Below are 22,835 nucleotides of genomic sequence, written 5' to 3' on the forward strand. Positions count from 1 at the left end.
GCGCTCAGCTCCGGCGGCTGGTGGTGGTTGTCGCCAGACTGGTGGTTGCCAGGATGAGCAGCGCGAAGCCCAACAGGGTGAGCGCGGCGGTCCTGGCATCCGCCAGGTGCAGGGCCAGGGTCACCGCGGCCACCCCGACCGCGGTGCCCAGGCCGCGGGTCATGTTGACCATGCCGCCGCCGGTGCCGGCCGCGGTGGCCGGGACGGCCCGCATCACCTGGGTGTTGTTGGCGGGGAGGTAGACGCCCAGCGAGAGGCCGAGCAGCGCCAGCGGCAGCGGCAGCACCGCCGCCTCGGCGGGCAGCAGCACCAGCAGGGCGAGCGCCGCCACGCAGCCCGCGGCGCCGGCCCGGCCGCGCAGCCCGTCGCTCCAGGCGGCCGGCAGCAGCCGCTCCGCCCCGGTGGCGGCCAGCGCGAAGCCCAGCGGCAGGGCGGTCAGCACCAGGCCGGTGGCGAGCGGGGTGGAGCCGGCCCGGGTCAGCACCACCGGCACCAGCACCAGCGGCCCGAACAGCACCAGGTAGCCGCAGAGCCCGCCGAGCAGGCCCGGTCCGAGCCGCCGCTCGCGCAGCAGTGCCAGGTCCAGCAGCGGGCGCGGACAGCTGCGCTGGCGGCGCAGGAAGGCCCAGCCCGCGCCGGCCGCGGCCGCTCCGAGCAGGGCCGCCGACCAGACCGGCAGGCCCAGGCCGGAGGCCACCGAGAGGGCGAGCAGCGCGGCCGTGGTGGAGCCGCCGAGCAGCAGCACGCCGGGCAGGTCGATCCGCCCGCCGGCCGCGCACTGCCGGGTGCGCGGCAGCAGGTAGTGGCCGGCCACCAGGGCGAGTACCCCGATCGGCACGTTGACGCCGAAGACCCAGCGCCAGCCGAGCGCACTCACCAGTACCCCGCCGACGGTCGGCCCGAGCGCCAGGCCCAGCGCCTGCCCGGCGGCCTGCATGCCGAGCGCGGCGCGCATCCGCTCCGGCGGCGCGCTGGTGGTGACCAGGGCGACGCTGTTGGCCTGCATCATCGCGGCGCCCAGCGCCTGCACCACCCGGAAGAGCACCAGGGCGGCCAGCCCGGGGGCCAGCCCGCAGGCCGCCGAGGCGGCGGTGAAGACGGCGAAGCCGTAGAGGTACATCAGCTTGCGGCCGCGCACGTCGGAGACCCGGCCGACCGGGACCAGCAGGGCGGTCAGGGTGAGCAGGTAGGAGAGCGAGACCCATTCCACCCCGGCCGGGGTGGTGTGGAACTCGGTGCGCAGCGGCTGGTAGGTGAGGGTGACGATGCTGGCGTCCAGCTGGCCCATGAAGGCGCCGAAGCAGACCGTGCCGACCGCCAGCCGCCAGGCCCGGGGGGAGCGCCGGACCGGCTCGGGGCGGGCCCGTTCGGTGGTGAGCAGGGTCAGTACCGCGTTCACACCAGGGCTCCTGCTTGTCGGATCGTCGTACCTATTGGCTCTATCGGGAGCAGAGTACATCGGTGCCAGACATATTCGGTAGGAGAGCTGTCCTGTCGATGGGTGAACACTGGATCGATCGGGGACGACGGGGTAGCGTCCGGCCATGATCGATGCGACGACGCACGTGCGGATCGCCCGGCCCTCGCGCGACCTGGCCGCGGCCGAGCACTTCTACGTGGACGGGCTGGGGCTCGCCGTGCTCTGGCGGACCGGGGAGCGGGTCCCCGGCGAGCACGACCTGGTGATGGTCGGCCCGGCCGGCGGCCGCTGGCACTTCGAGTTGACCCGCGATCCCGAGAACCCGCTGGAACCCACCCCCACGGTGGACGACCTGTTCGTGGTCTATCTCGGCGCGCCGGTTGACGAACACGTGGTCCAGCGGCTGGAGGCCGCGGGCGGCCGCCGGGTGCCCGCGCACAACCCGTACTGGGACGCCCACGGGGTCACCGTCGCCGATCCGGACGGCTACCGGCTGGTGCTCTGCTCGCGCTCCTGGCCGAGCTGACCGCACGGGTGGTCCGGGGCAGTCAACACCGCTGGTAGCGTCGGGACATGACCACCACCATCCGCCGGGCCGTCATCCCGGCCGCCGGTCTCGGGTCCCGACTGCTGCCGCTGACCAAGGCCATCCCCAAGGAGATGCTGCCGGTCGGCGACAAGCCGGTGATCGAGCACACCGTGCGCGAGCTGATCGCCTCCGGCATCACCGACATCACCATCGTCGTCTCCGACAACAAGGACCTGATCCAGCGTCACTTCCGGCCCAACCCCGCCCTGGTGGACCAGCTCCGGGAAGCGGGCAAGGAGGCCTACGCGGACGCGGTCGCCGAGGTCGGCGAGCTCTCCCGGGCCGGCCACATCACCTACCTCGACCAGCACGGCCCGTACGGCAACGGCACCCCGGTGCTGAACGCCGCCCGCAACCTGGGCGACGAGCCGATGCTGGTGCTCTGGCCCGACGACGTCTTCGTCGCCGAGGTGCCCCGGGCCCAGCAGCTGATCAAGGCCTACGAGGCCACCAACTGCCCGGTCCTGGCGCTGATGCCGATGGACCGCGCGGAGGCCTTCCGGTACGGCGTGCCGGTGGTCAAGGAGGACCTGGACGGCGGGCTGCTGCGGATCACCGGCCTGGTGGAGAAGCCCGAGCCGGCCGCCGCGCCCTCCGACTACGCGGCGATCGGCGGCTACGTGATCACCCCGGGGGTGATCGAGGAGCTGCGCCGGCAGACCGCGCGCTGGTACGAGCACCGCACCGGCGAGGTCTACCTGACCGACGCGATCAACGCCTACGCCGCCGGGCGGGCCGTCTACGGCCAGGTGATCCGCGGCCGCTGGTACGACACCGGCAACCCGCTGGCCTACCTGACCGCGCAGTTCGCGGCGGCGCTGGCCGATCCGGAGTACGGACCCGCGCTGCGGCGGATGGCCGCCGAGCTGAACGGCTGAGCCGCCGCGGCCCCCGCCCTGGTGGGGGGGCCGCGCGGGCTCAGCCCAGCGCCAGCGCGGCCAGCATCGCGGCGCCGTCGGCGAGCACCGCGTCGTCGAAGACCGCGTCGGGCGAGTGGTTGTAGGCCGCGTCCGGCAGTCGGCGGTCCGGGTGCAGGGCGCCGAGGAAGAAGTAGGCGCCGGGCACCCGCTCCAGCACGTAGGAGAAGTCCTCCGCCCCCGCCAGCGGCTGGGCCAGCGCGGTGATCCGGTCCGGGCCGAAGAGGGCGCGCGCCGTGTCGGCCACCAGCGCGGCGTGCTCGGGGTGGTTGGCCGTCACCGGGTAGCCGCGGTGGTACTCGACGTCGACGGTCAGCCCGTGCGCCTCGGCGATGCCCCGGACCACCCGGGGCAGCACCTCCTCGGCGCGGTCCCGGGCCTCGCCGGAGAAGCTGCGCACGGTCGCGGTGAACCGGGCCTCCTCGGGGATCACATTGGGCACCTCCCCGGCGTGGAAGGTGCCGACGGTGACCACCACCGGGTCGAAGATCCAGAAGCTCCTGGTCACCGCCGTCTGCAGCGCGGTGACCATCTCGCAGGCGGCGGGCACCGGGTCCAGCGCGGCGTGCGGGGCCGAGCCGTGGCCGCCGCGCCCGCACACCACCACCCGCAGCTGGTCGGCGGCGGCCATCATCGCCCCGGGCCGGACCGCGAAGACGCCGCTCTCCAGCAGTCCGGCCGAGACGTGCAGCGCGTAGGCGGCGGCCACCGGGCGGTCGGCGCCGGCCGCCGTCAGCACGCCCTCCTCGATCATCGGCGCGGCCCCGCCCGGGTCCTCCTCGCCGGGCTGGAACATCAGCACCACGTCGCCGCGCAGGTCGGCCCGGCGCTCGCAGAGCAGCCGGGCGGCGCCGACCAGGATCGCGGTGTGCAGGTCGTGGCCGCAGGCGTGCATCCGCCCGGCCAGCTCGGAGGCCGGGCCGCCCGGCAGCGGGCGCTCCGGCACCGGCAGGCCGTCCATGTCGCCGCGCAGCAGCACGGTCGGCCCGTCGCCCGCGCCGCGCAGCACGGCGGTGACCGAGTCCAGCGCCGTGCCGGTGCTGATCTCCAGCGGCAGGCCGGCCAGCGCCTCCAGCACCAGCCGCTGGGTGCGCGGCAGCCGCAGGCCCAGCTCGGGCACGGCGTGCAGGCGGTTGCGCAGCGCGACGAGGTCGGGCTGCAGGGCGGCGGCGCTCTCCCGCAGGTCCATGGGGCTCCTTCTACTGTTCCTACTGTCGGCGGGTCAGGGTGGCGGGGGCGAAGCCGTCCTGGATGATCTCCAGGGTGCCGTCGCCGTTGAGGGAGAGCGTCAGCTGATCGGCCGGGGCGTCGCTGCGGCAGGACGAGGTGCCGGTGGTGCCCTTCTCGGAGATCATCACCTTGGTCGCGTTGGCCGCGAGCAGGGTGTCGGCGCCGTTGCAGATGGTGTTGAGGGTGGGGTAGCTGGTGCTGGACTGGCCCACCGTCTCACCCACCGAGCCCTGCACCAGGGAGATCTGGTAGACCGTCGGGATGGTCTTGCCGCCCTGGGTGAAGGTCACGCTGCCGGACCAGTTGCCCAGGAAGTCGGTGGCTATCGCGCCGTCCGGGGTCGGCGTCGGGGTCGGCGTCGGGGTCGGGGAGGGCGTCGGGGAGGGCGTCGGGGAAGGCGGCGGCTCGCTGTGCACGGTCGGCGAGGGCGGGGGGTCGGACTGCGCCGAGGAGTGACCGCCCGTCAGATAGTAGGTGAGCGCGGCGGTGGCGCCCAGCACCACGGCGGTGCCGAGCGCGACCAGCAGGTACTTGGTGCCGCGGCCGCCGGGCGAGGAGGTGGTGGTGACCGGCGCCGGGCCCAGCTGGTACGGCACCGGGTGGCCGCCGGAGTGGCCGGGCTGCTGGTAGGCGTTGGCCGGGTAGCCGTAGGGCAGCTGCGGGGGCTGCTGGGGCTGCGGCGGGGTGGACGACTGGAACGGAACGGACTGGAACGGGCCGGGCGCCGGCGGGTACGGCGTGCCCTGGGCCGGCGGCAGCGGGCTGTACGGCGAGGGGCGCGGCGGGTACGGGGTCGGCGGGCCGAACTGCGCGGGCGGGGTGGCGGGTTCCGGGGCGGGCGTGGGCGCGGGGGCGGGCGGCTCCGCCGCGGGCAGCGGCGCGGTGGGCGCGTCGATGTCCAGCTCCAGCAGCTGCGCCGCCAGCCGGCCCATCGACTCGGCCAGCAGCGGCGGCAGCCAGCCGACCTGACCGAGCATCATGGTGCCGGGCGGGCCGCTGTCCAGCCGCTGCCGCAGCTCGGCCGGGGTGGGCCGGCGCTCCGGCTCCTTGGCCAGGCAGTCCAGGATCACCCGGCGCAGCTCGCCGTCCAGCGCGCCCAGGTCGGGCTCCTCGTGCAGCACCCGGTAGAGCAGCACCGCCGCGCTCAGCCCCTCGCCGAACGGCGCGATCGCGGTGGCGGCGAAGGCCAGCACCGCGCCGAGCGAGAAGATGTCGCTGGGCGGTCCGGCGGGCGCGCCCAGCGCCTGCTCGGGCGACATGAAGCCGGGCGAGCCGACCACGAAGCCGGACTGGGTGAGCCGACTGGTGGTGTCCAGCGCCCGGGAGATGCCGAAGTCGATCAGCCGCGGCCCGTCCAGCGCCAGCATCACGTTGGACGGCTTGACGTCCCGGTGCACCAGGCCGAGCCCGTGCACCGCGCCCAGCGCGTCGGCCAGGCCGACGCCCAGGGTGCGCACCGCCGCGCCGTTCAGCGCGCCGAACTCGCGCACGGCCTGGCCCAGCGAGGGGCCGGCCACGTAACCGGTGGCCACCCAGGGCAGCGGGCCCTCGGTGTCGGCGTCCAGCACCGGCGCGGTCCAGCGGCCGCCGACCGTGCGGGCGGCCTGCACCTCCTGGCGGAACCGGTGGCGGAACTCGTCGTCGTGCGTGAACTCGCCGTGCACCACCTTGACCGCGACGGTCCGGCCGCCGGCCGTCCGCCCCAGGTAGACCCGCCCCATGCCGCCCGCGCCGAGCCGCCGCAGCAGCCGGTACTCGCCGACCTGCCGGGGGTCCTCCGGACCCAGTGCCTCCATGCCCCCACCCCTCGCCGTTTCGGTGACAGGGATGAAGGTACCGGTCCTGCAGCGGAGGTGAAGAGGCAGATCGGGACCGACAGCTGTCGTGGCAAAACAGTGACGTGACGAAGGCTGATGCTACGTCAGCCGGACCGCCCGGGGAGGCCGAAGAGCGGGAGACAGGGGGCCAGGCCGTGGATCTCCACCGGCACCGTGCGGTGCCGCTCCCAGGCCGCCCGGTCCAGCCGCAGCCGGGGTACGGTGACCCGCTCGCCGCGCACCACGTGGGTGTCGGCGCCCTCCTGCCGGTAGCCGAGCCGCCGGGAGACGGTGTGCGAGGCCTCGTTGCCCGGCAGGAAGCCGGAGCCCGCCTCCAGCGCGCCCAGCCCGGCGAAGGCCAGGTGCAGCACGGCGGCCCGCATCTCGGTGCCGACGCCCTGACCCTGGTGCCGCATTCCCAGCCAGGAGCCGGTGGCCACCTCGCGGGTGACGGCGAACTCCTTGCCCCAGACGGACTGCAGGCCCAGCACCTCGCCGTCCCGCAGGACGGTCAGGTTGAGGCTCCAGTCCCGCGGCGTCCAGTTGCCCCGCCGCAGCCAGTGGTACTGCACCACCGAGCGGGCCCGCTCGGCCGGCGGCAGGTCGGTCCAGGTGTTGATGAAGGGCGTCCGCTCGGGCGGGTGGATGCCCTCGGCGGCCAGATCGGCCAGCGCGGCCAGCTCCCGGTCGTCGGGCAGCCGCAGTTCGAGCCGGGGCGTGGTCAGGCGCAGGCCCAGCAGGGGCCAGTGGTCGCTCAGCATCCCGGCATTCTGGCTGGTCGAGGCGGGGGCCGGCACCGGATTTACCGCGCGGCGCCCAGGGGGGCCGCCGGTCGCGGGCGGTGCTGCCGCCACTCGCCGCGGTGGCGGATCAGCACGATGCTGACCGGCATCGGGAACCGCCCGCTCATACCGGGAGCAGCCGCTCGATCAGGGTGCCGAGCTGGCGGGCGTTGCGGCAGGGGTGCATCTCGACCACCGAGGCGTAGCGCAGGGCCGCCGAGTCGCCGGTGGTCCAGAGGTTCGAGGGCTCCGGGTTGAGCCAGAAGGTGCGGCGGGCGCGCAGCGCGATGGCGCGCAGCGCCGCCAGGTTGGGGTCGCGGTAGTTGGTCCGCGCGTCGCCCAGCACCAGCACCGTGGTGCGCGGCCCGACCGCCGCCAGGTGGCGCTCGGCGAACTCGCCCAGGGCCGTGCCGTAGTCGGAGTTGCCGTGGTAGCCCATCACCCGCGCGCCGGTCAGGATCCGCTCGGCGGTGGAGGCGGTGGAGCTGGAGTCCGGGCCGACCAGCTCGGTCACCTCCGCCATCCGGTTGACGAAACCGAACACCCGGACCCGGCTGAACTCCGCCCGCAGCGCCTGCACCAGCAGCATGGTGAAGTCGGCGAACCCGGCCACCGAGCCGGAGACGTCGCAGAGCAGCACCAGTTCGGGCCGCTGGGGTCGGCGGTGCCGGTAGGCCGGGCGCAGCGGCACCCCGCCGGTGGAGAGCGAGCGGCGCAGGGTGCGGCGCAGGTCGATCTCGCCGTGCGAGGCCCGGCGGCGGCGGGCCGCGAGCCGGGTGGCGAGCTTGCGGGAGAGCGGGCCGACGGCGCGGCGCAGTTCGGCCAGCTGGTCCCGGCCCGCGTAGAGGAAGTCGATCTGGTCGACCGTGGGTGCCACGGCGCGGCGGGCGATCCGGTCGGTGCCGCGCAGTTCGGCGACCCGGCGGCGGGCCTCGGTGCCGACCTGCCCGCGGAAGTCCTGGATCCGGCGGCGGATCTCGTCGGCCGTCAGCCGGTCGGTGAAGTCGGGCGCGGCCTGGCCGGAGCGCAGTGCGGCCAGCACCCGGGCCAGCAGGATCTCCGGGCGCAGCCGGTCCAGGGTCTGGGCGGCCGAGTAGCCGTCCGAGCCCGGGGCGGAGCCGAACCGGCCGAGCGCCTGCACCGCCTCGGCGGCCAGCTGCCCCATCGCGGCCCCGTCGCCCGCGGCCAGCGCGGCGGCCAGCCGCTCGCGCAGCTGCTCGGCGGTGGTCTCCTCGGCGGCGGCCGGCAGGGGCTCGCCGACCCGGAGCGGGAAGTAGAGGTCGAAGGTGGCGTCGAAGACCGCCCGCTGGCGCTCGCCGCGCAGCAGCGCCGCCGCCAGCCCCTCGCGCAGCCGCTCCCGGTGGGCCAGGCCCAGCACCTCGATCACGGCCGCCGCGTCCACCGTCTCGCTCGGGCCGACCCGCAGGCCGTTCGCGCGCAGCGCCTGGACGAAGGAGGTCAGCCGGGCGGCGATCAACTGAGCGTCAGCTTCCCGGCGGCGCGGACGATGTCCTCCTGGTGCTTGAGCAGCACGCCCAGGGTGTCGCGGACCAGCGCGTCGTCCAGGGCGCCGGCGCCGAGCGCGAGCAGGGTGCGGGCCCAGTCGATGGTCTCGGCCACCGAGGGCGCCTTGCGCAGCTCCATCGCCCGCAGCGCCGTCACCACCTTCACCACCGACCCGGCCAGCGCCGCGTCCAGCCCCGGCACCCGCAGGCTGACGATTCGCTGCTCCAACTCCTGGTCCGGGAAGTCCAGGTGGAGGAAGAGGCAGCGGCGGCGCAGGGCCTCGGAGAGCTCCCGGGTGGCGTTGGAGGTGAGCACCACGAAGGGGCGGCGCTCGGCGGTGATGGTGCCCAGCTCCGGCACCGTCACCTGGAAGTCGCTGAGCACCTCCAGCAGCAGGCCCTCCACCTCGACGTCGGCCTTGTCGGTCTCGTCGATCAGCAGCACCGTCGGCTCGCTGCCGCGGATCGCGGTGAGCAGCGGGCGGGGGAGCAGGAACTCCTCGCTGAAGATGTCGGTGCGGGCCTGCTCCCAGCTCTCCTCGCGGCCCGCGGTGATCCGCAGCAGCTGCTTGGCGTGGTTCCACTCGTAGAGCGCCCGGGCCTCGTCCACGCCCTCGTAGCACTGCAGCCGGATCAGCCGGGCGCCGGCCACCGCGGCCACCGCCTTGGCGAGTTCGGTCTTGCCGACCCCGGCCGGGCCCTCGACCAGCAGCGGCTTGCCCAGCCGGTCGGCGAGGAAGACGGTGGTGGCGACGGCGGTGGAGGCCAGGTAGCCGGCCTCCGCGAGCCGCGCGGCGACCTCGTCCACCGAGCTGAAGAACCCTGTCGTCATGTCGCCGACCCCCCTGTCCCGATCCGTCGCCCCACCTTAGCGATCGCTTGCATAGAGTGGGGCCCGGCAGCTCGGATGCATGGAGGTTACGGATGGACGCCCGCCCGGTGACGCTTTCCGGTCGGGAGGGCGCACCGGCCTCTGTCCAGCCGTGGAACCGGCAGCGGCTGCGCAGCAACAACGAGTGGCTGCTGCTGGAGCGGCTGCGCACCGACGGCCCGGTCTCGCGGGCCCAACTCGCCCGTGACACCGGCCTGTCCAAGCCCACCGTGTCGGCCGCGCTGGCCGTGCTGGAGCAGGCGGGGCTGGTCCGGGAGGCCGGGCTGCTGGCGCCGGAACGCGGCCGGGTCGCGGTGCTCTACGAGCCGGACCCGACGGCCGGCCACGTGCTCGGGGTGGACATCGGGCGGGCCCGGCTGCGGGTGGCGGTGGCCGACCTCTCCGGCCGGATCACCGCCCGCCGGGACGTGCCCAACCGCGGCCGCAGCGCCAACGCCGTGGCCGACGCGGTGGTGGCCGCCGCGCACGAGGCGATCGCCGAGGCGGGCGTGGTGCAGCGCGACCTGGTGCACGCGGCGGTCGGCTCGCCCGGCGTCTGGGACGAGAGCCAGCAGCGGGTGCACTACGCCACCAAGCTGCCCGGCTGGGGCCGGCGCGGCCTGTTCGAGCGGATCGAGGCCGGGCTCGGCACCCGGATCAGCGTGCACAACGACGCCAACCTGGCGGCGCTGGGCGAGTACGCGGGCGGGGCGGGCGCGGGCAGCCGGGTCTTCGTCTACCTGCTGGCCGGCTCGGGCCTGGGCATGGGCGTGGTGGTCGGCGGCGAGGTGCAGACCGGGGCGCACGGGGCGGCTGGCGAGATCGGCTTCCTGCCGCTGCCCGGCAGCAGGGAGAACCTGGAGCAGGTGGCGGCCGCCGACTCGGTGGTGCGCAGCGCCCGGGAGGAGGGCATGACCGGCCCGCTGACCGCCAAGCGGGTCTTCGCCGCGGCGCGGGCGGGTGATCCGCGGGCGGGCGCCGCGGTGCTCCGCGAGGCGGAGCAACTGGCCTACTCGGTGGCGGTGGTGGCCGCCGTGCTGGATCCGGACCTGGTGGTGCTGGGCGGCGGCCTGGGCAACGGCGCGGACCTGCTGCTGGAGCCGGTGGAGCAGGCGCTGCACCGCCTCAGCCCGCTGCGGCCCCGGCTGGCCGGGAGTCTGCTGGGCGACGAGGCGGTGCTGCGCGGGGCGTTGGCGACGGCGCTCGGGATCGCGCGGCCGGAGGTCTTCGAGTCCCGTACCGCGGCGGTCGGCTGAGGGCTCGTCAGCTCGCAGTCAGGTACTCCTCGGTGATCTCCTTGGGCGCGAACGGCCAGACCTTCTCGACCTTGGACCAGAGCACGAAGGCCAGGACGCCCACCGCCACCCAGGCCAGCGACCATTCGATCGGGTGGTAGCCGGGGGCGTTGCGGTCGGCGTAGCCGTAGACCACCAGCCAGCCGACCGCGGCCAGCACGCTCGGTGCCGGGTAGAGCCACATCCGGTACGGCCGTGGCAGGTTGGGCTGGCGGCGGCGCAGCACCGTGACGGCGAGGATCTGCGCGAAGGCCTGGACGATCACCATCACTGTGGTCAGCAGGTTGATCAGGGTGTTCAGATCGGTGTGCCGGCCGATCAGGAAGCCGCCGGCGGTCACCACCCCCATGGTGAGCAGGCCGAGCACCGGGAAGCCGCGGGTGCGGTGCAGCTTGGCGTAGGAGCGGAAGAACACCCGGTCGCGGGCCGCGTCGTAGGGCACCCGGGAGCCGCCGAGCAGGCCGGTGAGGACGGAGGCGAAGGCGGTGACCAGGATCAGCGTGGTGATCGCCTTGGCCCAGCCCTTGCCCCAGGCGGCCTGCAGCACCGCGGAGGCGACCGACTGGTTGGCGACGTCGGTCTTGTCCAGCATCCGGTGCCAGTCCAGCGCGCCCAGCACGCCGATCTGCAGCAGCAGGTAGATCACCATGATGCCGAGGACCGAGTAGATGATGGAGCGCGGCAGCACCCGGCCCGGCTGCCGCACCTCGGCGCCCAGGTAGGCGGCGGTGTTGTAGCCGAGGTAGTCGTAGATGCCGATGGTCAGGCCGGCGGCGAAGCCGAGCCAGAACTGCCCGTGGGTCAGCTGCACCGCGTGGGCGGGCCAGGTGAAGGCGCGGTGGGCGGAGAAGTGGGTGTAGGAGGCGACCAGCACGGCCAGCACGGCGGTGATCATCACGCCCCACATCGCGGTGGCCAGCCGGGCGATCCGGTCCACCTGCTGCCAGAGCAGCAGCACCACGAGCGCGATCAGGGCGAGGCCGACCAGGTCGCCGTCGGGCTTGGACATGCCCGGCCAGAGGTAGGCCAGGTACTGGACGAAGCCGACCACGCCGGTGGACATGATCAGCGGGATGAAGAGCATCGCCGTCCAGACGAAGAGGAACGGCATCAGCCGGCCGGTGCGGTACTGGAACGCCTCGCGCAGGTAGACGTAGGAGCCGCCGGAGCCGGGGAGCGAGGCGCCCAGTTCGGCCCAGACCAGGCCGTCGACCAGGGCGAGCACGGCGCCGGCGATCCAGCCGATCACCGCCTGCGGGCCGCCGAAGGCGGCGACCATCAGCGGAATGGTGACGAAGGGCCCGATGCCGCACATCTGGCTCATGTTGATCGCGGTGGCCTGGAAGAGGCCGATCCTTCGGGTGAGCGCGGTGCCGTCTGCCACGGACATGGGCAACTCCACTGGGGCGGGGGAGGGGTGGGGGCGAGGTGTCAATAAGTTAGGTTTCCTAACTTGCCCCGTCAATACCCTGGACCAGGCAGGCTTCGGTTTCGTCGCTGCGGGCCGCGCGGGCGCCCCACCGGAATGTCGGGGTCAGTTCACGGGAAGTTCACCGGCCGTCCCTCGGTCGGCCCGTTGGACGGTCCTATGTTTCCTCTGACAAAGTTGTTCATACAACTGAGGGTTTGGGAGAAACGTGAGCAGCACGCTGGACTCGGCCGACCTGGTCGTCGTCGGGGCTGGGATAGTCGGCCTCGCACACGCCTTCGAGGCGGTGGAGCGCGGCCTGAGCGTCGTGGTGGTCGAGCGCAACGACCGCGCCGTCGGCGCCTCGGTGCGCAACTTCGGCCACGCCTGCGCCACCGGTCTCGACGGGGACGGCCTGCGCTACGGACTCGCCGCCCGCGAGCGCTGGCTGCGGCTCAGCCGGGAGGCCGGCTTCTGGGCCGCCCGCACCGGCACCGTGATGGTCGCCCGGGCGGAGGACGAGCTGGCCGTGCTCGGCGAGTTCGCCGCGCTGCGCGGCGCCGGCCAGGTGCAGCTGCTCAGCGCCGCCGAGACCGCCGCCAAGGTGCCGGTCGGCGCCGACGCGATCGGCGGGGCCTTCCTCCCCGAGGACCTGCGGGTGGACCAGCGCGAGGCGGTCGCCGCGATCGCCCGCTACCTCGCGGGCCGCGGCGTGCGGTTCCACTGGGCCACCAACGCGCACCGGATCGGGACCGGCCTGGTCGACACCAGCCGCGGCGAGGTGCACGCCGGCACCGTGCTGCTGGCCACCGGTCACGACCTGGACCGGCACTTCCCCGAGCTGGCCGCCCAGGGCCGGGTGCGCCGCTGCGTGCTGCGGATGCAGCGGGTCGCCAACCCGCACGGCGACCGGGTGATCGAGCCCGCCGTGCAGACCGGCTTCTCACTGCTGCGCTACAACGGCTTCGCCGCCTGCCCGTCGCTCACCGCCGTGCGCGAGCGGCTGGAGCGGGAGCGCCCGGAGCTGATCGGCATCGGGCTGAACCTGATGTTCACCCAGCGCCCCGACGGCACCCTGACCATCGGCGACACCCATGTCTACGACACCACCCCGGAGTTCTTCGACGAGGAGCACCTGGACGCCCACGTCCAGCGCGAGATCGCCGGCCTGCTGGGCGTCGAGCGGCTGACCGTGCTGGAGCGCTGGCGCGGGGTGTACGCCTCGGGCACCGAGCCGTTCCTGATCGAGTCGCCGGTCGAGGGCGTGCACGTGGTCTCGGTGACCTCGGGCGTCGGCATGACCACCGCGCTCGGGCTGGGCGCGGAGGTGGTCGGGAGGATCCTCGGGTGAAAGACGGGCCGACGACCTTAGGATGACGGGATGAGCCCTGAAGTCTCGTCGATCGAAGGTGCGTTGGCGACCCCGCCGGTGACGGCAGGCCAGCTCGCGGATGCAGCCGCCCTGGTCGTGGCCGAACCGGCAGAGGTGGGCCCGGTGGCGGATGCAGCCGTCCGCCGGGCCCCGGAGCCGCTGGTCAGGCAGCTCAACCTCGCCCTCCGCCGCCCCGCCGACTTCGGCGGGGCGGCGGTGTTGCCCCTGCTGCTGGACGAGTTGGCGTGGGCGGAGCAGCGGGAGCGCGGGGTGGTGTGGCTGCCGGACGAGATGCAGCGGTTCGACGCCGAGGCCGAGCTGCGGGGCTTCGACGACGCCCAGGGCCATGTGCTGGCCGCCCAGTACGGCGAGGAGGCCCACCGGCGTGGCTGGCTGCGGCCGGACCGCCTGCTGACCGCCGAGGAGCACGCCGCGATCGCGGCCGAGCTGGCGTGCTGGCAGCCCGCCACCGACCCGACCCTCGATCAGATGGTGGACCGCTTCGGCGAGCCCTCGGTGGTGTTCGGGGGCGCCGAGCCCGGTCGGCCGAGGACGCTGGGGTACGTCTCGACCGACCGGGAGGCCGAGCTCATCAGGCTGGTCTTCGACGGTCAGGGCGTCCTGCTGGCCTTCCACCCGGCCTTTGAGGGCTTCGTCTGCGGGACCACACCGCGGGGGCTGCTCTGGCAGCGCTCCCGGCTCACCCCGGCACCCGTTCCCGGTGGTGCTCCTCCGTCAGGTCGTGGCGGCGGGCGTGCAGCAGGTGGGGCACGGTGATCACGCCGACCGGCTGGTCGGCGGGGTGGTGGGCCGGTGCTGCCGCCTCGGTGACGCCCTGTTCGGCGAAGACGTAGGCGACCTGGCACAGGGTGTGGTCCGGGCGGACGAAGACCGGGGGCGGATGGAGTGCACGGTCGACGCAGTTGCGCGATTCGGCAAGGAACACGCGCCCCGTGACAGCGACGAGCGGCCTCCGGTCGGGCAGGATGGGGACCTGGCGGTCCGTGGGGGGCCCTTGGAGCGGGGAGTACGGGTGGCGGGGCGCATCCCTACGCGGCAGGAGTTGATCCGCCGGCAGCGGCGCAGCGGGTTCGTCGGGCGGCGCGCGGAGCTGGACGCGTTCCGCGCCGCGCTGCGCCAGCCGCCCGCCGAGGCCGGGCAGTTCCTCTTCCTGCTGCACGGCGGCAGCGGGCTCGGCAAGACCGCGCTGACCCGGCAGTTCGAGGCGGCCGCCCGGGCGGCGGGCGCGACCGGCGCCCGGCTGGACGGCGAGCTCTCCGACCCGGTGGCCGCGATGGGCGAGATCGCCGCGCAGTTCGCCGCCCAGGGCTGCCCGCTGCCCGGCTTCGCCCGCGAGCTGGACCGCTACCTGCGGCGCCGGCACGACCTGGACGGCGAGGTGGCCCGGGCCGCCGCCGCCCTCACGGCCGGCCCCCGGGGCGGCGGCACCGTCGCCGCCCGCAACGGGCCGGCCGAGCTGACCCCGGTCTTCCTGCACGACCTCGCCGAGGCCGCGGCCGCCCGCCCCTGGCTGCTGCTGGTGCTGGACGACTACCAGGTGCTCGGCCCGGTGCTGGACGAGTGGCTGTACGACCTGGTGATCACCGGGCGGCACGGCGAGCTGCCGGGCAATGTGCTGGTGGTGCTGGCCGGGCGGGAGCCGCTGGACCAGGAGCGCTGGGGGGACTGCTCGGACCTGGTCAGCGAGCTGCCGCTGCAGCCGTTCAGCGACCAGGAGGCGCGGCAGCTGCTGGCCGGGCGCGGGGTGCCGGCCCGGGAGCAGGCGGACGAGGCGGTGCGGCTGGCCGCCGGGTCGCCGCTGCTGGCCGCGGTGCTGGCGGCGGCCGCCGCGCCGGTGGCCCCGGCGGTGCCCGCGCCCCGGCCCGGCGGGCGCGGACTGGTGCTGGTCGGCGGGCGGCGCTGGGGAGCGGGGGCCGGCCCGGCGGACCCGGACGGCTCGGCGGACGACGCCGGCGAACCGGCCGAGGCCCCCGACACACCCGGCCTCGCGATCCGGGCCGCCGCCGTGGAGCCGGACGGCGGGGACACCGTGGCCGCCGCCGTCGGCCGGCTGCTGCGGGCCGTGCGGGACCCGGACCGCCAAGCCCTGCTGCTGGCCTGTGCGCTGCCGCTGGAGCTGGACCGGACCGCCTGGCGGGCGCTCACCGGCGAGGAGCCCGAGCAGCAGCGCGCCCAGTTCGACTGGCTCACCGCGCTGCCGCTGGTCACCGAGCGCGGCCCCCGCTGGCGCTACCTGGAGCCGGCCCGCAGCGTGCTGCTCGGCCTGCTCCGCTCCTCCTCCCCGGCCGGCTGGTGGGAGCTGCACACCCGGCTGGCCGACGCCAGTGCGGAGCGGCGGGCCGAGCTGGAGCAGCGGCACGGACCGGAGGGCGGCTGCTGGGAGCCCGGCTGGTGGACCGACGCCGAGTGGCGCGAGCTGCGCCGCGGCGAGGCCTACCACCGGCTCTGCGCCGACCCGCGCCCGGAGCTGGCCGGGGTGCTGCGCACCGCGTTGGAGGCGGCCGACCACGGGGACGGCGAACTGCGCTGCTGGGTGCGGATGGTGGTGCGGGCGGGGGAGGACAGCGCGGACTCGGTGCTGCGCGGCTGGGGCCGCCGGCTGCGGGCCGCGGCGGCCGAGCCCGGTCCGGGGGTGCTGGGCCTGCTGATCAGCCGGGCCGGCTACGACTCGGCCGGGCGGGCGCTGGCCTACACCCTGCGCGGGCGCCAGCACCTGGCGGAGCGCCGGTTCGCCGAGGCGGTGGCCGATCTGACGGCCGCGCTGGCTCTCGAACCGACCAGCACCCGGGCGCTGTTCGGCCGGGCGGTGGCCTTCGACCGGATGGGCCGCAAGCCGGAGGCGCTGGTGGACCTCGGCCGGGTGGTCGAGCTGGCCCCGCAGGAGTCCAGTGCCCTGGTGCAACGGGCGCTCACGCTCCTGGAGTTGGGCCGCCCGGCCGAGGCCAGGCAGGACCTGGCCAGGGCCGAGCGGGTGGCGCCGGAGAACTCCATGGTGTTCGTCGGCCGGGCGGTGGTGCACAGCTGGACCAGCTTCCGCCCGGTGCGCTGACGGCCGGTCAGGAAGCGGTTCAGTACCGCGGGGTGGCCGGACGCTGTGCGGTGGCGTGCGGGTGGACGAAGGAGGAGGCCCCGGACGGCACGATCGCGAAGGAGCCGCCCTGCAGCCCCGTCTCGGTGTACTGGCCGCTGTCGATCGCCTGCGGGTTGGACTGGTCGAAGGACTGGCCGTTGACCGTGACGTCGGAGAAGTCCAGCTCGTCGAAGGACGGGTAGCTCTGGCTCGGCGACTCGATGACCGCCTCCGCGCTGACGTTCTGGCCGTCGAGCGACTGCCGGGTGGTCTCGGTCCAGCCCGCCGTGTTGTCGGTCAGGGTCAGGGTGTAGCTGCCCGAGCCGTCGGTGGTGACCGAACCCGTGAAGCTGTCACCGGCGTTGACGGAGTCGCTCCAGAACTGCGGGTCCGCCGGGTACATCTCGTACCAGGGCGAGTAGACCGGCGAGCCGGAGGAGCAGTCCACCTGGACGCCGGTCTGCTCGACGGTGCTGGAGCCGTAGCCGTCGATGCCGACCCAGGGCGCGAACAGGTCGCTGCCGGTGTTGCAGGTCACCTGCGGCATGGTCCAGGAGCCGGAGATGGAGGTGAAGTTGCCGCCGGTGGCGACGTAGCCGCCCCAGGCGCCGCCGGCGTAGTGGGAGCCGTGGGCGTGGGCGGGGCCGTAGCGGTGGGCGTGGCCGGCCGGGGCCGCGACGGCCGGGGTGGCGGCCGCGGCGGAGGCGGCGGAGACGGCCAGGACGAGCGCGGCGGCTGCGGCGGTGGACCGCAGGAGGTTGACGGACATCTGCTGAACTCCCTGGGAGTTGTGGGGGTTTGGCGGATGGCCCGGGAAGTGTGGGAGGCCCCGGGTCCGCGGTTGCCGACCAGCGTGGAGTCTGTGAGGCCGCTGGGAAAGGCCTGGCTGCCTGCTGGAACACGACATGGCGGGAACATGCCAGTCGATGCCGGAGGAGCCGCCCGCTGAGCTGGGAAAGCCGGACGGGCGGCGGGGTCCGTCTCCCCGCCGCCCGTCCGGTCGATCCGGTGGCCACTCTCAGCCGGAGCGGGTCACTTCCAGCTGTCGTTCAGGGTCACCGCGCCGGAGGCGCCGGTGGTGTAGCTGCGGTTGGTCCCGCTCTCCCAGGTGACGTTCCCCGCCGAGTCCTTGATCAGGTACTTGTACTGGAACGGGGTGTTCGGCGGCAGGCTGAGCGTGGCGGACCAGACCGGGTAGCCGGCCGAGGAGAGCGGCACGGCGCTGTTCGGGTCCCAGAAGCCGAGCGCGCCGATCGAGCCGACCAGGTAGACGCTCTGCCCGGGCGCGGTGGTCCTGGTCTCGTCGAAGGTCACGCCGACCGGGGCGGTGCTCGCCGTGTTCCAGCTGTCGGTCAGCGTGGCACTGCCCGAACTGCCGGTGGTCGCGGTGTGGTTGGCACCGCTCTCCCACTCGACGGTGCCGTCCGGGTCCTTCTTGAAGTACTTGTACTCGAAGGCGGTGTTCGGCGGCAGGGTCACGGCGGCCGACCAGACCGGGTAGGCGGTGGAGGCGAGCTTCACCGCGTTGGCGGTGTTCCAGCTGCCCAGCGCGCCGATCGAGCCGGTGACGTAGACGTTCTGGCCGTACCAGGTGGTGGCGTTCTCGTTGAAGGTCTCCGAGACGGTGCTGCCGGAGCCGTTGTAGCCGTCGTTCAGCGCCGCCGTGCTGCCGGTGCCGGTGGTGGCGGAGTGGTTGGCGCCGGGCTCCCAGGTGGTGTTGCCGTTGGCGTCCCGCTCGACGTACTTGTACTGGATCGCGGTGGACTGCGGCAGGGTGACCGTGGTGGTCCAGGTCGAGCCCGACTGGGTCATCGGGATCGACGCGGTGGGGGCCCAGTTGCCCAGGCCCGCGACCGAGCCGACCAGGTAGAGCGGGGCGCTGGTGGGCGCGCCGGTCACGGTGAAGGTCTCCGCCACCTGGCCGGCGGTCGGGGTGCCGGTCGACGTGGCGGTGGAGGTGGAGGTGGAGGTGGAGGTGGAGGTCTGCGTCGGGGTCGGGGTGGGCGTGGGGGTGCCCGTGGCGGTCTGGGTCGGCGTCGGGCTGGTGCTGGAGCTGGGGCTCGGGCTCGGGCTGGGGCTGGGGCTCGGCGAGGAGATCGCGTAGAGCGCCACGGCGTCCTTGGCGGCCACCGAGACGGTCGCGTTGCCGCTGGCGTCCACGGCCACGGTCGGGCCGGAGCAGGTGCCGCTCGCGGCCGAGTAGTCACCGTGGATCACGTCGCAGTAGGTGCCGGCGGGCAGCCCGGTCGCGTAGGTCCGGGTGGCCGTCGAGCCCTCGTTGTTGATCGCCACCCAGGCCTTGCTGCCGCGGCTGAAGGCGATCAGGTTGCTGCCGTCGTCGTACCAGTTGGCCACCGACTGGCCCTGGGCGGCGTTGTGCCAGCCGACCATGTTGGCCACGCCCTGGGTCCGGTCGGTGCAGGTCCAGCCGTTGGAGCAGTCCGTGTTGGTGACGTAGCCGTTGCCGTCGGAGGGCGGGGAGTCGTCCGAGGAGGCGAAGTTGAAGCCGGAGTAGACCTCGGGGGTGCCGTACCCCCAGGCCAGTTCGAAGATGGTGGCCAGGTTGTAGGTGGCACCGTTCTTGTAGTTGAGGGTGGAGCCGTTGCGCTCGGTGTCGTGGTTGGTCACCATGACGTTCGCCTTGTTGCTCGGCTCCAGGCCCCAGCTCTGGCCGAAGGTCTTGAGGTTGGCGATGTTGCCGGTGAACTGGTTCTTCAGGTCGTCGGCGTAGTTGAACTCGATCAGGCTGCCGTTGCCCTCGAACGCCGACATCGCCAGGTTGCCGCTGCCGCCCGGCATGACCTCCTGGAAGACGTACGGGCGGCCGCCCCACTGGGTGTTGTTGACCTTGGACAGGATCGCCGCCATGTCGGCCTGGTTGATGTGCTTGGCGGCGTCCATCCGGAAGCCGTCGACGCCCAGGCTCTCCAGGTCGTTGAGGTAGTTGGCCTCGATCGAGCGGACGTGGTCCGACTCCGTGTAGAGGTCGGAGAGCGAGACCAGGTCGCACTCCTGTACCTGCTGCTGGTTGTTCCAGTCGTTGATCGCCAGGTTGGAGTTGGGGCAGTTGCCGGGGTAGCTGTGGAAGTCGGCCGAGGTGTAGCCGGCCGAGGAGTAGGAGTAGCCGCCCTCGTTGAAGGTGGCGCCGCCGTAGGAGTCGCCGCTGGTCTGGTTGGTGCCAGCGGTGTGGTTGAGCACCGCGTCCACGTAGACCTTGACGCCCGCGTTGTGGCAGGCGGTCACCATGGCGGCGAACTGCTCCCGGGTGCCCATCCGGCTGTGCAGGTCGTAGGCCACCGGCTGGTACACCTCCCACCACGGGTGGCTGGACTGGTTGAGCCGGATCGAGTCCTGCGGCGGGGCGACCTGCACCGCGCCGTAGCCCTTCGGCCCGAGGACGGTGCCGCACTCGTTGGCCACCGAGGGCCAGTTCCACTCGAAGAGGTTGGCGACCACGTCGCCGCCGTTGGGCGAGCTGGCGTGCGCCGTGCCCTGGAGCGAGAGCGGCAGGACGACGCCGGCGATCAGGGTGCCGGCGGCGGCCAGGCCGGCCGAGGCCCGGCGGGTCGGCCGCTCGCCGGGTTGTCTGCGGAGGATGCTCATGTCGGGGGAACTCCCGTGGGTGACGGACGGCCGGCCGCGGGGCGCGCCGTGGGGCGGGCGCATGCTGGGGCCGCGGCCGGCGGCCGGTGGGTGGGGTGGTCCGGAGCGCTGCTCGCGCCGCGCTCCGCTCGCGCCTGGGGGTCAGGCGCTGCCCGTTCCGCCGTGCGGCCGCCGAGGTCCCGCTCGGTGCCGCACGACCGCTGCCGCTGCCGCCGCCGCACGGGCCCGCGCGGCGTTGACGGAACGTCAGCCGCGGCCTCCCTCGGGACGGGACGGCCGCGGGTCCTGACGATCCCGCTTCCCGGCCAGGTGCGTCAAGAGTTCATTGCAAATTCTTACCGTAACTTGCTGCAATGGAAGTCAAGGTGTCACCACGGTGGTCGAAGGGGGTCTCCGGCAGGCATTGGCGCGCCTTTCCGGGGCAGTCGACGCCTGGCGACTACCGTCGCCGCAGGGGTGGCGGACCGGCAGCGAGGAGCGGTGGTGGCGGTGACGGAGGGGGCCGGCGGCGAGGCCGAACGGGACCGGCTGACCGTGCCGCAGGGGCTGGCCGCGCTCTCCCTGGACGCGCTGGCCTCGGTGGCGTACGGCCCGGAGGCGATCGTCCTGGTGCTCGCCGTCGCGGGCCCCCGGGGGCTGGAGTTCGCCCTGCCGGTCACGCTGGCGATCGTGGTGCTGCTGGCCGCGCTGATCTTCTCCTACCGCCAGGTCATCGCCGCCTTCCCGAACGGCGGCGGCGCCTACGCGGTGGCCGGACGCCACCTCGGACGGCGGGTCAGCCTGGTCGCCGCCGCCTCGCTGATCATCGACTACGTGCTCAACGTGGCCGTCTCGGTCTCGGCCGGCGTGGCCGCGCTCACCTCCGCCTTCCCGGCGCTCTACGGCGACCGGGTGGTGATCTGCCTGGCCGTGCTGGCCCTGATCACCGCCGTCAACCTGTACGGCATCGCCGAGTCCGCCAAGGTGCTGATCCTGCCCGCCCTGGTCTTCGTGGCCGCCGTCCTCACCGTGATCGCCGCCGGCCTGCTCCGCAGCCACCCGGTCATCGCGCCGGCCCAGCCGGGCGCCGCCACCCAGGGCGTCGGGCTGCTCCTGCTGCTCAAGGCCTTCGCCTCCGGCTGCGCCGCGCTCACCGGCGTGGAGGCGATCGCCAACGCCGTGCCGACCTTCCGCACGCCCCGGGTGCGGCGGGCCCAGCAGACCGAGATCGCGCTGGGCGGGCTGCTCGGCGCGATGCTGATCGGCCTGTCGCTGCTGATCCGCAGGTTCCACGCCGCGCCGACCGGCGGCAAGACCCTGCTGGCCCAGCTCACCGAGGCCTCGATCGGGCACAACCTCGGCTTCTACGTGGTGCAGTTCGCCACCATGGCGCTGCTCGCGCTGGCCGCCAACACCTCCTTCGGCGGCATGCCGGTGCTCACCTCGCTGCTGGCCCGCGACCACCACCTGCCGCACGTCTTCGCGCTCCGCGCCGACCGGCAGGTCTACCGGCACGGGGTGCTGGTGCTGGCGCTGGCCGCCCTGGTGCTGCTGGTCGGGGCGCAGGGCGACACCCAGGCGCTGGTGCCGGTCTTCGCGATCGGCGTCTTCATCGGCTTCACCATCTCCCAGGTCGGCATGGTGCGGCACTGGCTGGCGGAACGCGGTCCGGGCTGGCGCGGCCGGGCCGCGCTCAACGGCGTCGGCGCGGTGCTCACCGCGGCGGCCACCGTGATCGAGCTGGTCGCCAAGTTCGGCGAGGGCGGCTGGCTGGTCTTCCTGGCGGTGGCCGTGCTCGTGCTGCTCTTCGAGGCGGTGCACCGCAGCTACCGGCGGATCGGCCGGGCGCTGCGGGTGGACGAGGTGCCGGGGCCGCCGCAGCCGCGCCGCTCGCTGGTCGTGGTGCCGGTCGGCGCCGTCGACCTGCTCACCCGGGAGGCGCTGAGCGCCGCGCTCTCGATGGGCGACGAGGTGCGCGCCGTCACCGTGGTCTACCAGGACGACGAGGCGGCGGCCGAGCGGATGCGCGCGGACTGGGCGGCCTGGCACCCCCAGGTGCCGCTGATCCCGCTGCCTAGCCGGACCCGCTCGCTGACCCGGCCGATCGTGGACTACCTGCGCCGGGTGGACGCCGAGGAGCACGGCCACGAGCGGTTGGTGGTGCTGATCCCGGAGATCCACCTGCCGCACCCCTGGCAGCGGCTGCTGCAGAACCAGCGCGGCGTGGTGCTCGACCTGGCGCTGCGGCGCTACACCGACGCGGTGATCTGCCGGCTGCGGTTCCGGCTGCGGATGCCGGACTGACGGCGGGGCCGGGCGGCAGGATGCCGTCAGGATCGGGCCCCCGCGCGTGAAGAACCCGTCAGGGCCCGCCGGGCCGGCCGCCGGGCGCGGGTAGCGTCCGTGGACGACGGACCGGCGCCGCCCGACGGGGAATCGGCGGCCCGGTCGAACCGCCGGAGGGCGCGGTACCTGGCATGGCGGCCGGGTGCCGCGCCCTTCGACGTGGGCGGGGAGTGGCGGCTCCTAGGATGAGAGGCATGAGCAAGGGCGAACGGGTCCCAGGTGCGAACCATGTGCGGGCAGCGGTGACGGACGAGCAGTTGGACGTCGCGGCGGGGATCCTGGCGCTGCTGGCCGACCGGACCCGGCTGGTGCTGCTGCACCGGCTGGGGGAGGGGGAGGCCGATGTCAGCACGCTGACCGAGATCAGCGGGGCGACCCGGACCTCGGTGAGCCAGCACCTCGGGAAGCTGCGGCTGGCCGGGCTGGTGAACACCCGCAAGGACGGCCGGCGGGTGGTCTACGCGCTGCGGCACGGGCACCTGCGGCGGTTGGTGGACGAGGCGCTGAGCGTGGCGGACCACGAGATCGGGCACCTGCCCGCGCACGACTGACCGCGGGTTCCGTTCATATGTGCGCAGGTGCGCACATGAGCTATGCTCGGCTCGTCGTC

The 22,835-nt window shown here is 74.1% G+C and carries 18 protein-coding genes; 8 read left to right on the plus strand and 10 right to left on the minus strand.

All coding sequences use genetic code 11. The features are described 5' to 3' along the window. Nucleotides 1-4: 4 nt before the first annotated feature. Nucleotides 5-1,381 (minus strand): MFS transporter, encoded by a 1,377-nt coding sequence (locus ACFYNO_RS13520; protein WP_388010755.1) that lies wholly within the window; start codon nt 1,379-1,381, stop codon nt 5-7. A 163-nt stretch (nt 1,382-1,544) separates the two neighbouring features. On the opposite strand from ACFYNO_RS13520, the gene ACFYNO_RS13525 reads away from it, so the two are divergent. Continuing rightward, entirely contained in the window at nt 1,545-1,946 is a 402-nt protein-coding gene (locus ACFYNO_RS13525) for a VOC family protein (protein ID WP_388010334.1), read from the plus strand. A gap of 47 nt (nt 1,947-1,993) precedes the next feature. Beyond that, entirely contained in the window at nt 1,994-2,887 is an 894-nt protein-coding gene (locus ACFYNO_RS13530; RefSeq protein WP_388010337.1) for a UTP--glucose-1-phosphate uridylyltransferase, read from the plus strand. Between the two features lie 40 nt (nt 2,888-2,927). On the opposite strand, the gene ACFYNO_RS13535 is transcribed toward ACFYNO_RS13530, so the two are convergent. The 5 genes from ACFYNO_RS13535 to ACFYNO_RS13555 form a co-directional block, all read right to left on the minus strand. Then, complete coding sequence (locus tag ACFYNO_RS13535; protein WP_388010340.1) at nt 2,928-4,115, minus strand: M20 family metallopeptidase; 1,188 nt, start codon at nt 4,113-4,115, stop codon at nt 2,928-2,930. Nucleotides 4,116-4,134: 19 nt separating this feature from the next. Next, nucleotides 4,135-5,952, minus strand: coding sequence for a serine/threonine-protein kinase (locus ACFYNO_RS13540; RefSeq protein WP_388010343.1), 1,818 nt, complete (start codon nt 5,950-5,952; stop codon nt 4,135-4,137). A gap of 125 nt (nt 5,953-6,077) precedes the next feature. Beyond that, nucleotides 6,078-6,734 carry a GNAT family N-acetyltransferase gene (locus ACFYNO_RS13545; RefSeq protein WP_388010346.1) on the minus strand — a complete coding sequence of 219 codons (657 nt, stop codon included), beginning with the start codon at nt 6,732-6,734 and terminating at the stop codon, nt 6,078-6,080. Between the two features lie 145 nt (nt 6,735-6,879). Beyond that, nucleotides 6,880-8,232 carry a VWA domain-containing protein gene (locus ACFYNO_RS13550; protein WP_388010349.1) on the minus strand — a complete coding sequence of 451 codons (1,353 nt, stop codon included), beginning with the start codon at nt 8,230-8,232 and terminating at the stop codon, nt 6,880-6,882. Continuing rightward, nucleotides 8,229-9,092: an AAA family ATPase gene (locus ACFYNO_RS13555; RefSeq protein ID WP_388010352.1), complete on the minus strand. Its 864-nt coding sequence runs from the start codon at nt 9,090-9,092 to the stop codon at nt 8,229-8,231. Before ACFYNO_RS13555 ends, ACFYNO_RS13550 begins: the two co-directional genes overlap by 4 nt. Nucleotides 9,093-9,199: 107 nt before the next feature. Here ACFYNO_RS13555 and ACFYNO_RS13560 point away from each other — a divergent pair, with 107 nt between their 5' ends. Continuing rightward, entirely contained in the window at nt 9,200-10,387 is a 1,188-nt protein-coding gene (locus ACFYNO_RS13560; RefSeq protein ID WP_388010355.1) for an ROK family protein, read from the plus strand. Nucleotides 10,388-10,394: 7 nt separating this feature from the next. On the opposite strand, the gene ACFYNO_RS13565 is transcribed toward ACFYNO_RS13560, so the two are convergent. Beyond that, nucleotides 10,395-11,816 (minus strand): APC family permease, encoded by a 1,422-nt coding sequence (locus ACFYNO_RS13565; RefSeq protein ID WP_388010358.1) that lies wholly within the window; start codon nt 11,814-11,816, stop codon nt 10,395-10,397. A 247-nt stretch (nt 11,817-12,063) separates the two neighbouring features. On the opposite strand from ACFYNO_RS13565, the gene ACFYNO_RS13570 reads away from it, so the two are divergent. After that, complete coding sequence (locus ACFYNO_RS13570) at nt 12,064-13,185, plus strand: TIGR03364 family FAD-dependent oxidoreductase (protein ID WP_388010361.1); 1,122 nt, start codon at nt 12,064-12,066, stop codon at nt 13,183-13,185. Between the two features lie 30 nt (nt 13,186-13,215). Continuing rightward, nucleotides 13,216-13,983: a hypothetical protein gene (locus ACFYNO_RS13575; protein WP_388010364.1), complete on the plus strand. Its 768-nt coding sequence runs from the start codon at nt 13,216-13,218 to the stop codon at nt 13,981-13,983. On the opposite strand, the gene ACFYNO_RS13580 is transcribed toward ACFYNO_RS13575, so the two are convergent. Continuing rightward, the gene (locus tag ACFYNO_RS13580) at nt 13,907-14,152 is read right to left on the minus strand and encodes a hypothetical protein (RefSeq protein WP_388010367.1); all 246 of its coding nucleotides are present in this window, start codon (nt 14,150-14,152) and stop codon (nt 13,907-13,909) included. The genes ACFYNO_RS13575 and ACFYNO_RS13580 overlap by 77 nt on opposite strands. 87 nt (nt 14,153-14,239) lie before the next feature. Between ACFYNO_RS13580 and ACFYNO_RS13585 the strand changes: the two genes are divergently transcribed. Next, a complete protein-coding gene (locus ACFYNO_RS13585; RefSeq protein ID WP_388010370.1) occupies nt 14,240-16,276 on the plus strand; it encodes an AAA family ATPase in 2,037 nt (678 codons plus the stop codon). 19 nt (nt 16,277-16,295) lie between these two features. Here the strand turns inward: ACFYNO_RS13585 and ACFYNO_RS13590 are convergent, their stop codons facing one another. After that, entirely contained in the window at nt 16,296-17,066 is a 771-nt protein-coding gene (locus tag ACFYNO_RS13590; RefSeq protein ID WP_388010372.1) for a G1 family glutamic endopeptidase, read from the minus strand. Nucleotides 17,067-17,329: 263 nt separating this feature from the next. Continuing rightward, nucleotides 17,330-19,900 (minus strand): carbohydrate-binding module family 20 domain-containing protein, encoded by a 2,571-nt coding sequence (locus ACFYNO_RS13595; protein ID WP_388010375.1) that lies wholly within the window; start codon nt 19,898-19,900, stop codon nt 17,330-17,332. 483 nt (nt 19,901-20,383) lie between these two features. Between ACFYNO_RS13595 and ACFYNO_RS13600 the strand changes: the two genes are divergently transcribed. After that, nucleotides 20,384-22,183 carry an APC family permease gene (locus tag ACFYNO_RS13600; protein ID WP_388010378.1) on the plus strand — a complete coding sequence of 600 codons (1,800 nt, stop codon included), beginning with the start codon at nt 20,384-20,386 and terminating at the stop codon, nt 22,181-22,183. Between the two features lie 236 nt (nt 22,184-22,419). Beyond that, a complete protein-coding gene (locus ACFYNO_RS13605; protein ID WP_388010381.1) occupies nt 22,420-22,776 on the plus strand; it encodes an ArsR/SmtB family transcription factor in 357 nt (118 codons plus the stop codon). Nucleotides 22,777-22,835: the final 59 nt, after the last annotated feature.

Source organism: Kitasatospora sp. NPDC006697 (genome assembly GCF_042869935.1).
Lineage (GTDB): Bacteria > Actinomycetota > Actinomycetes > Streptomycetales > Streptomycetaceae > Kitasatospora.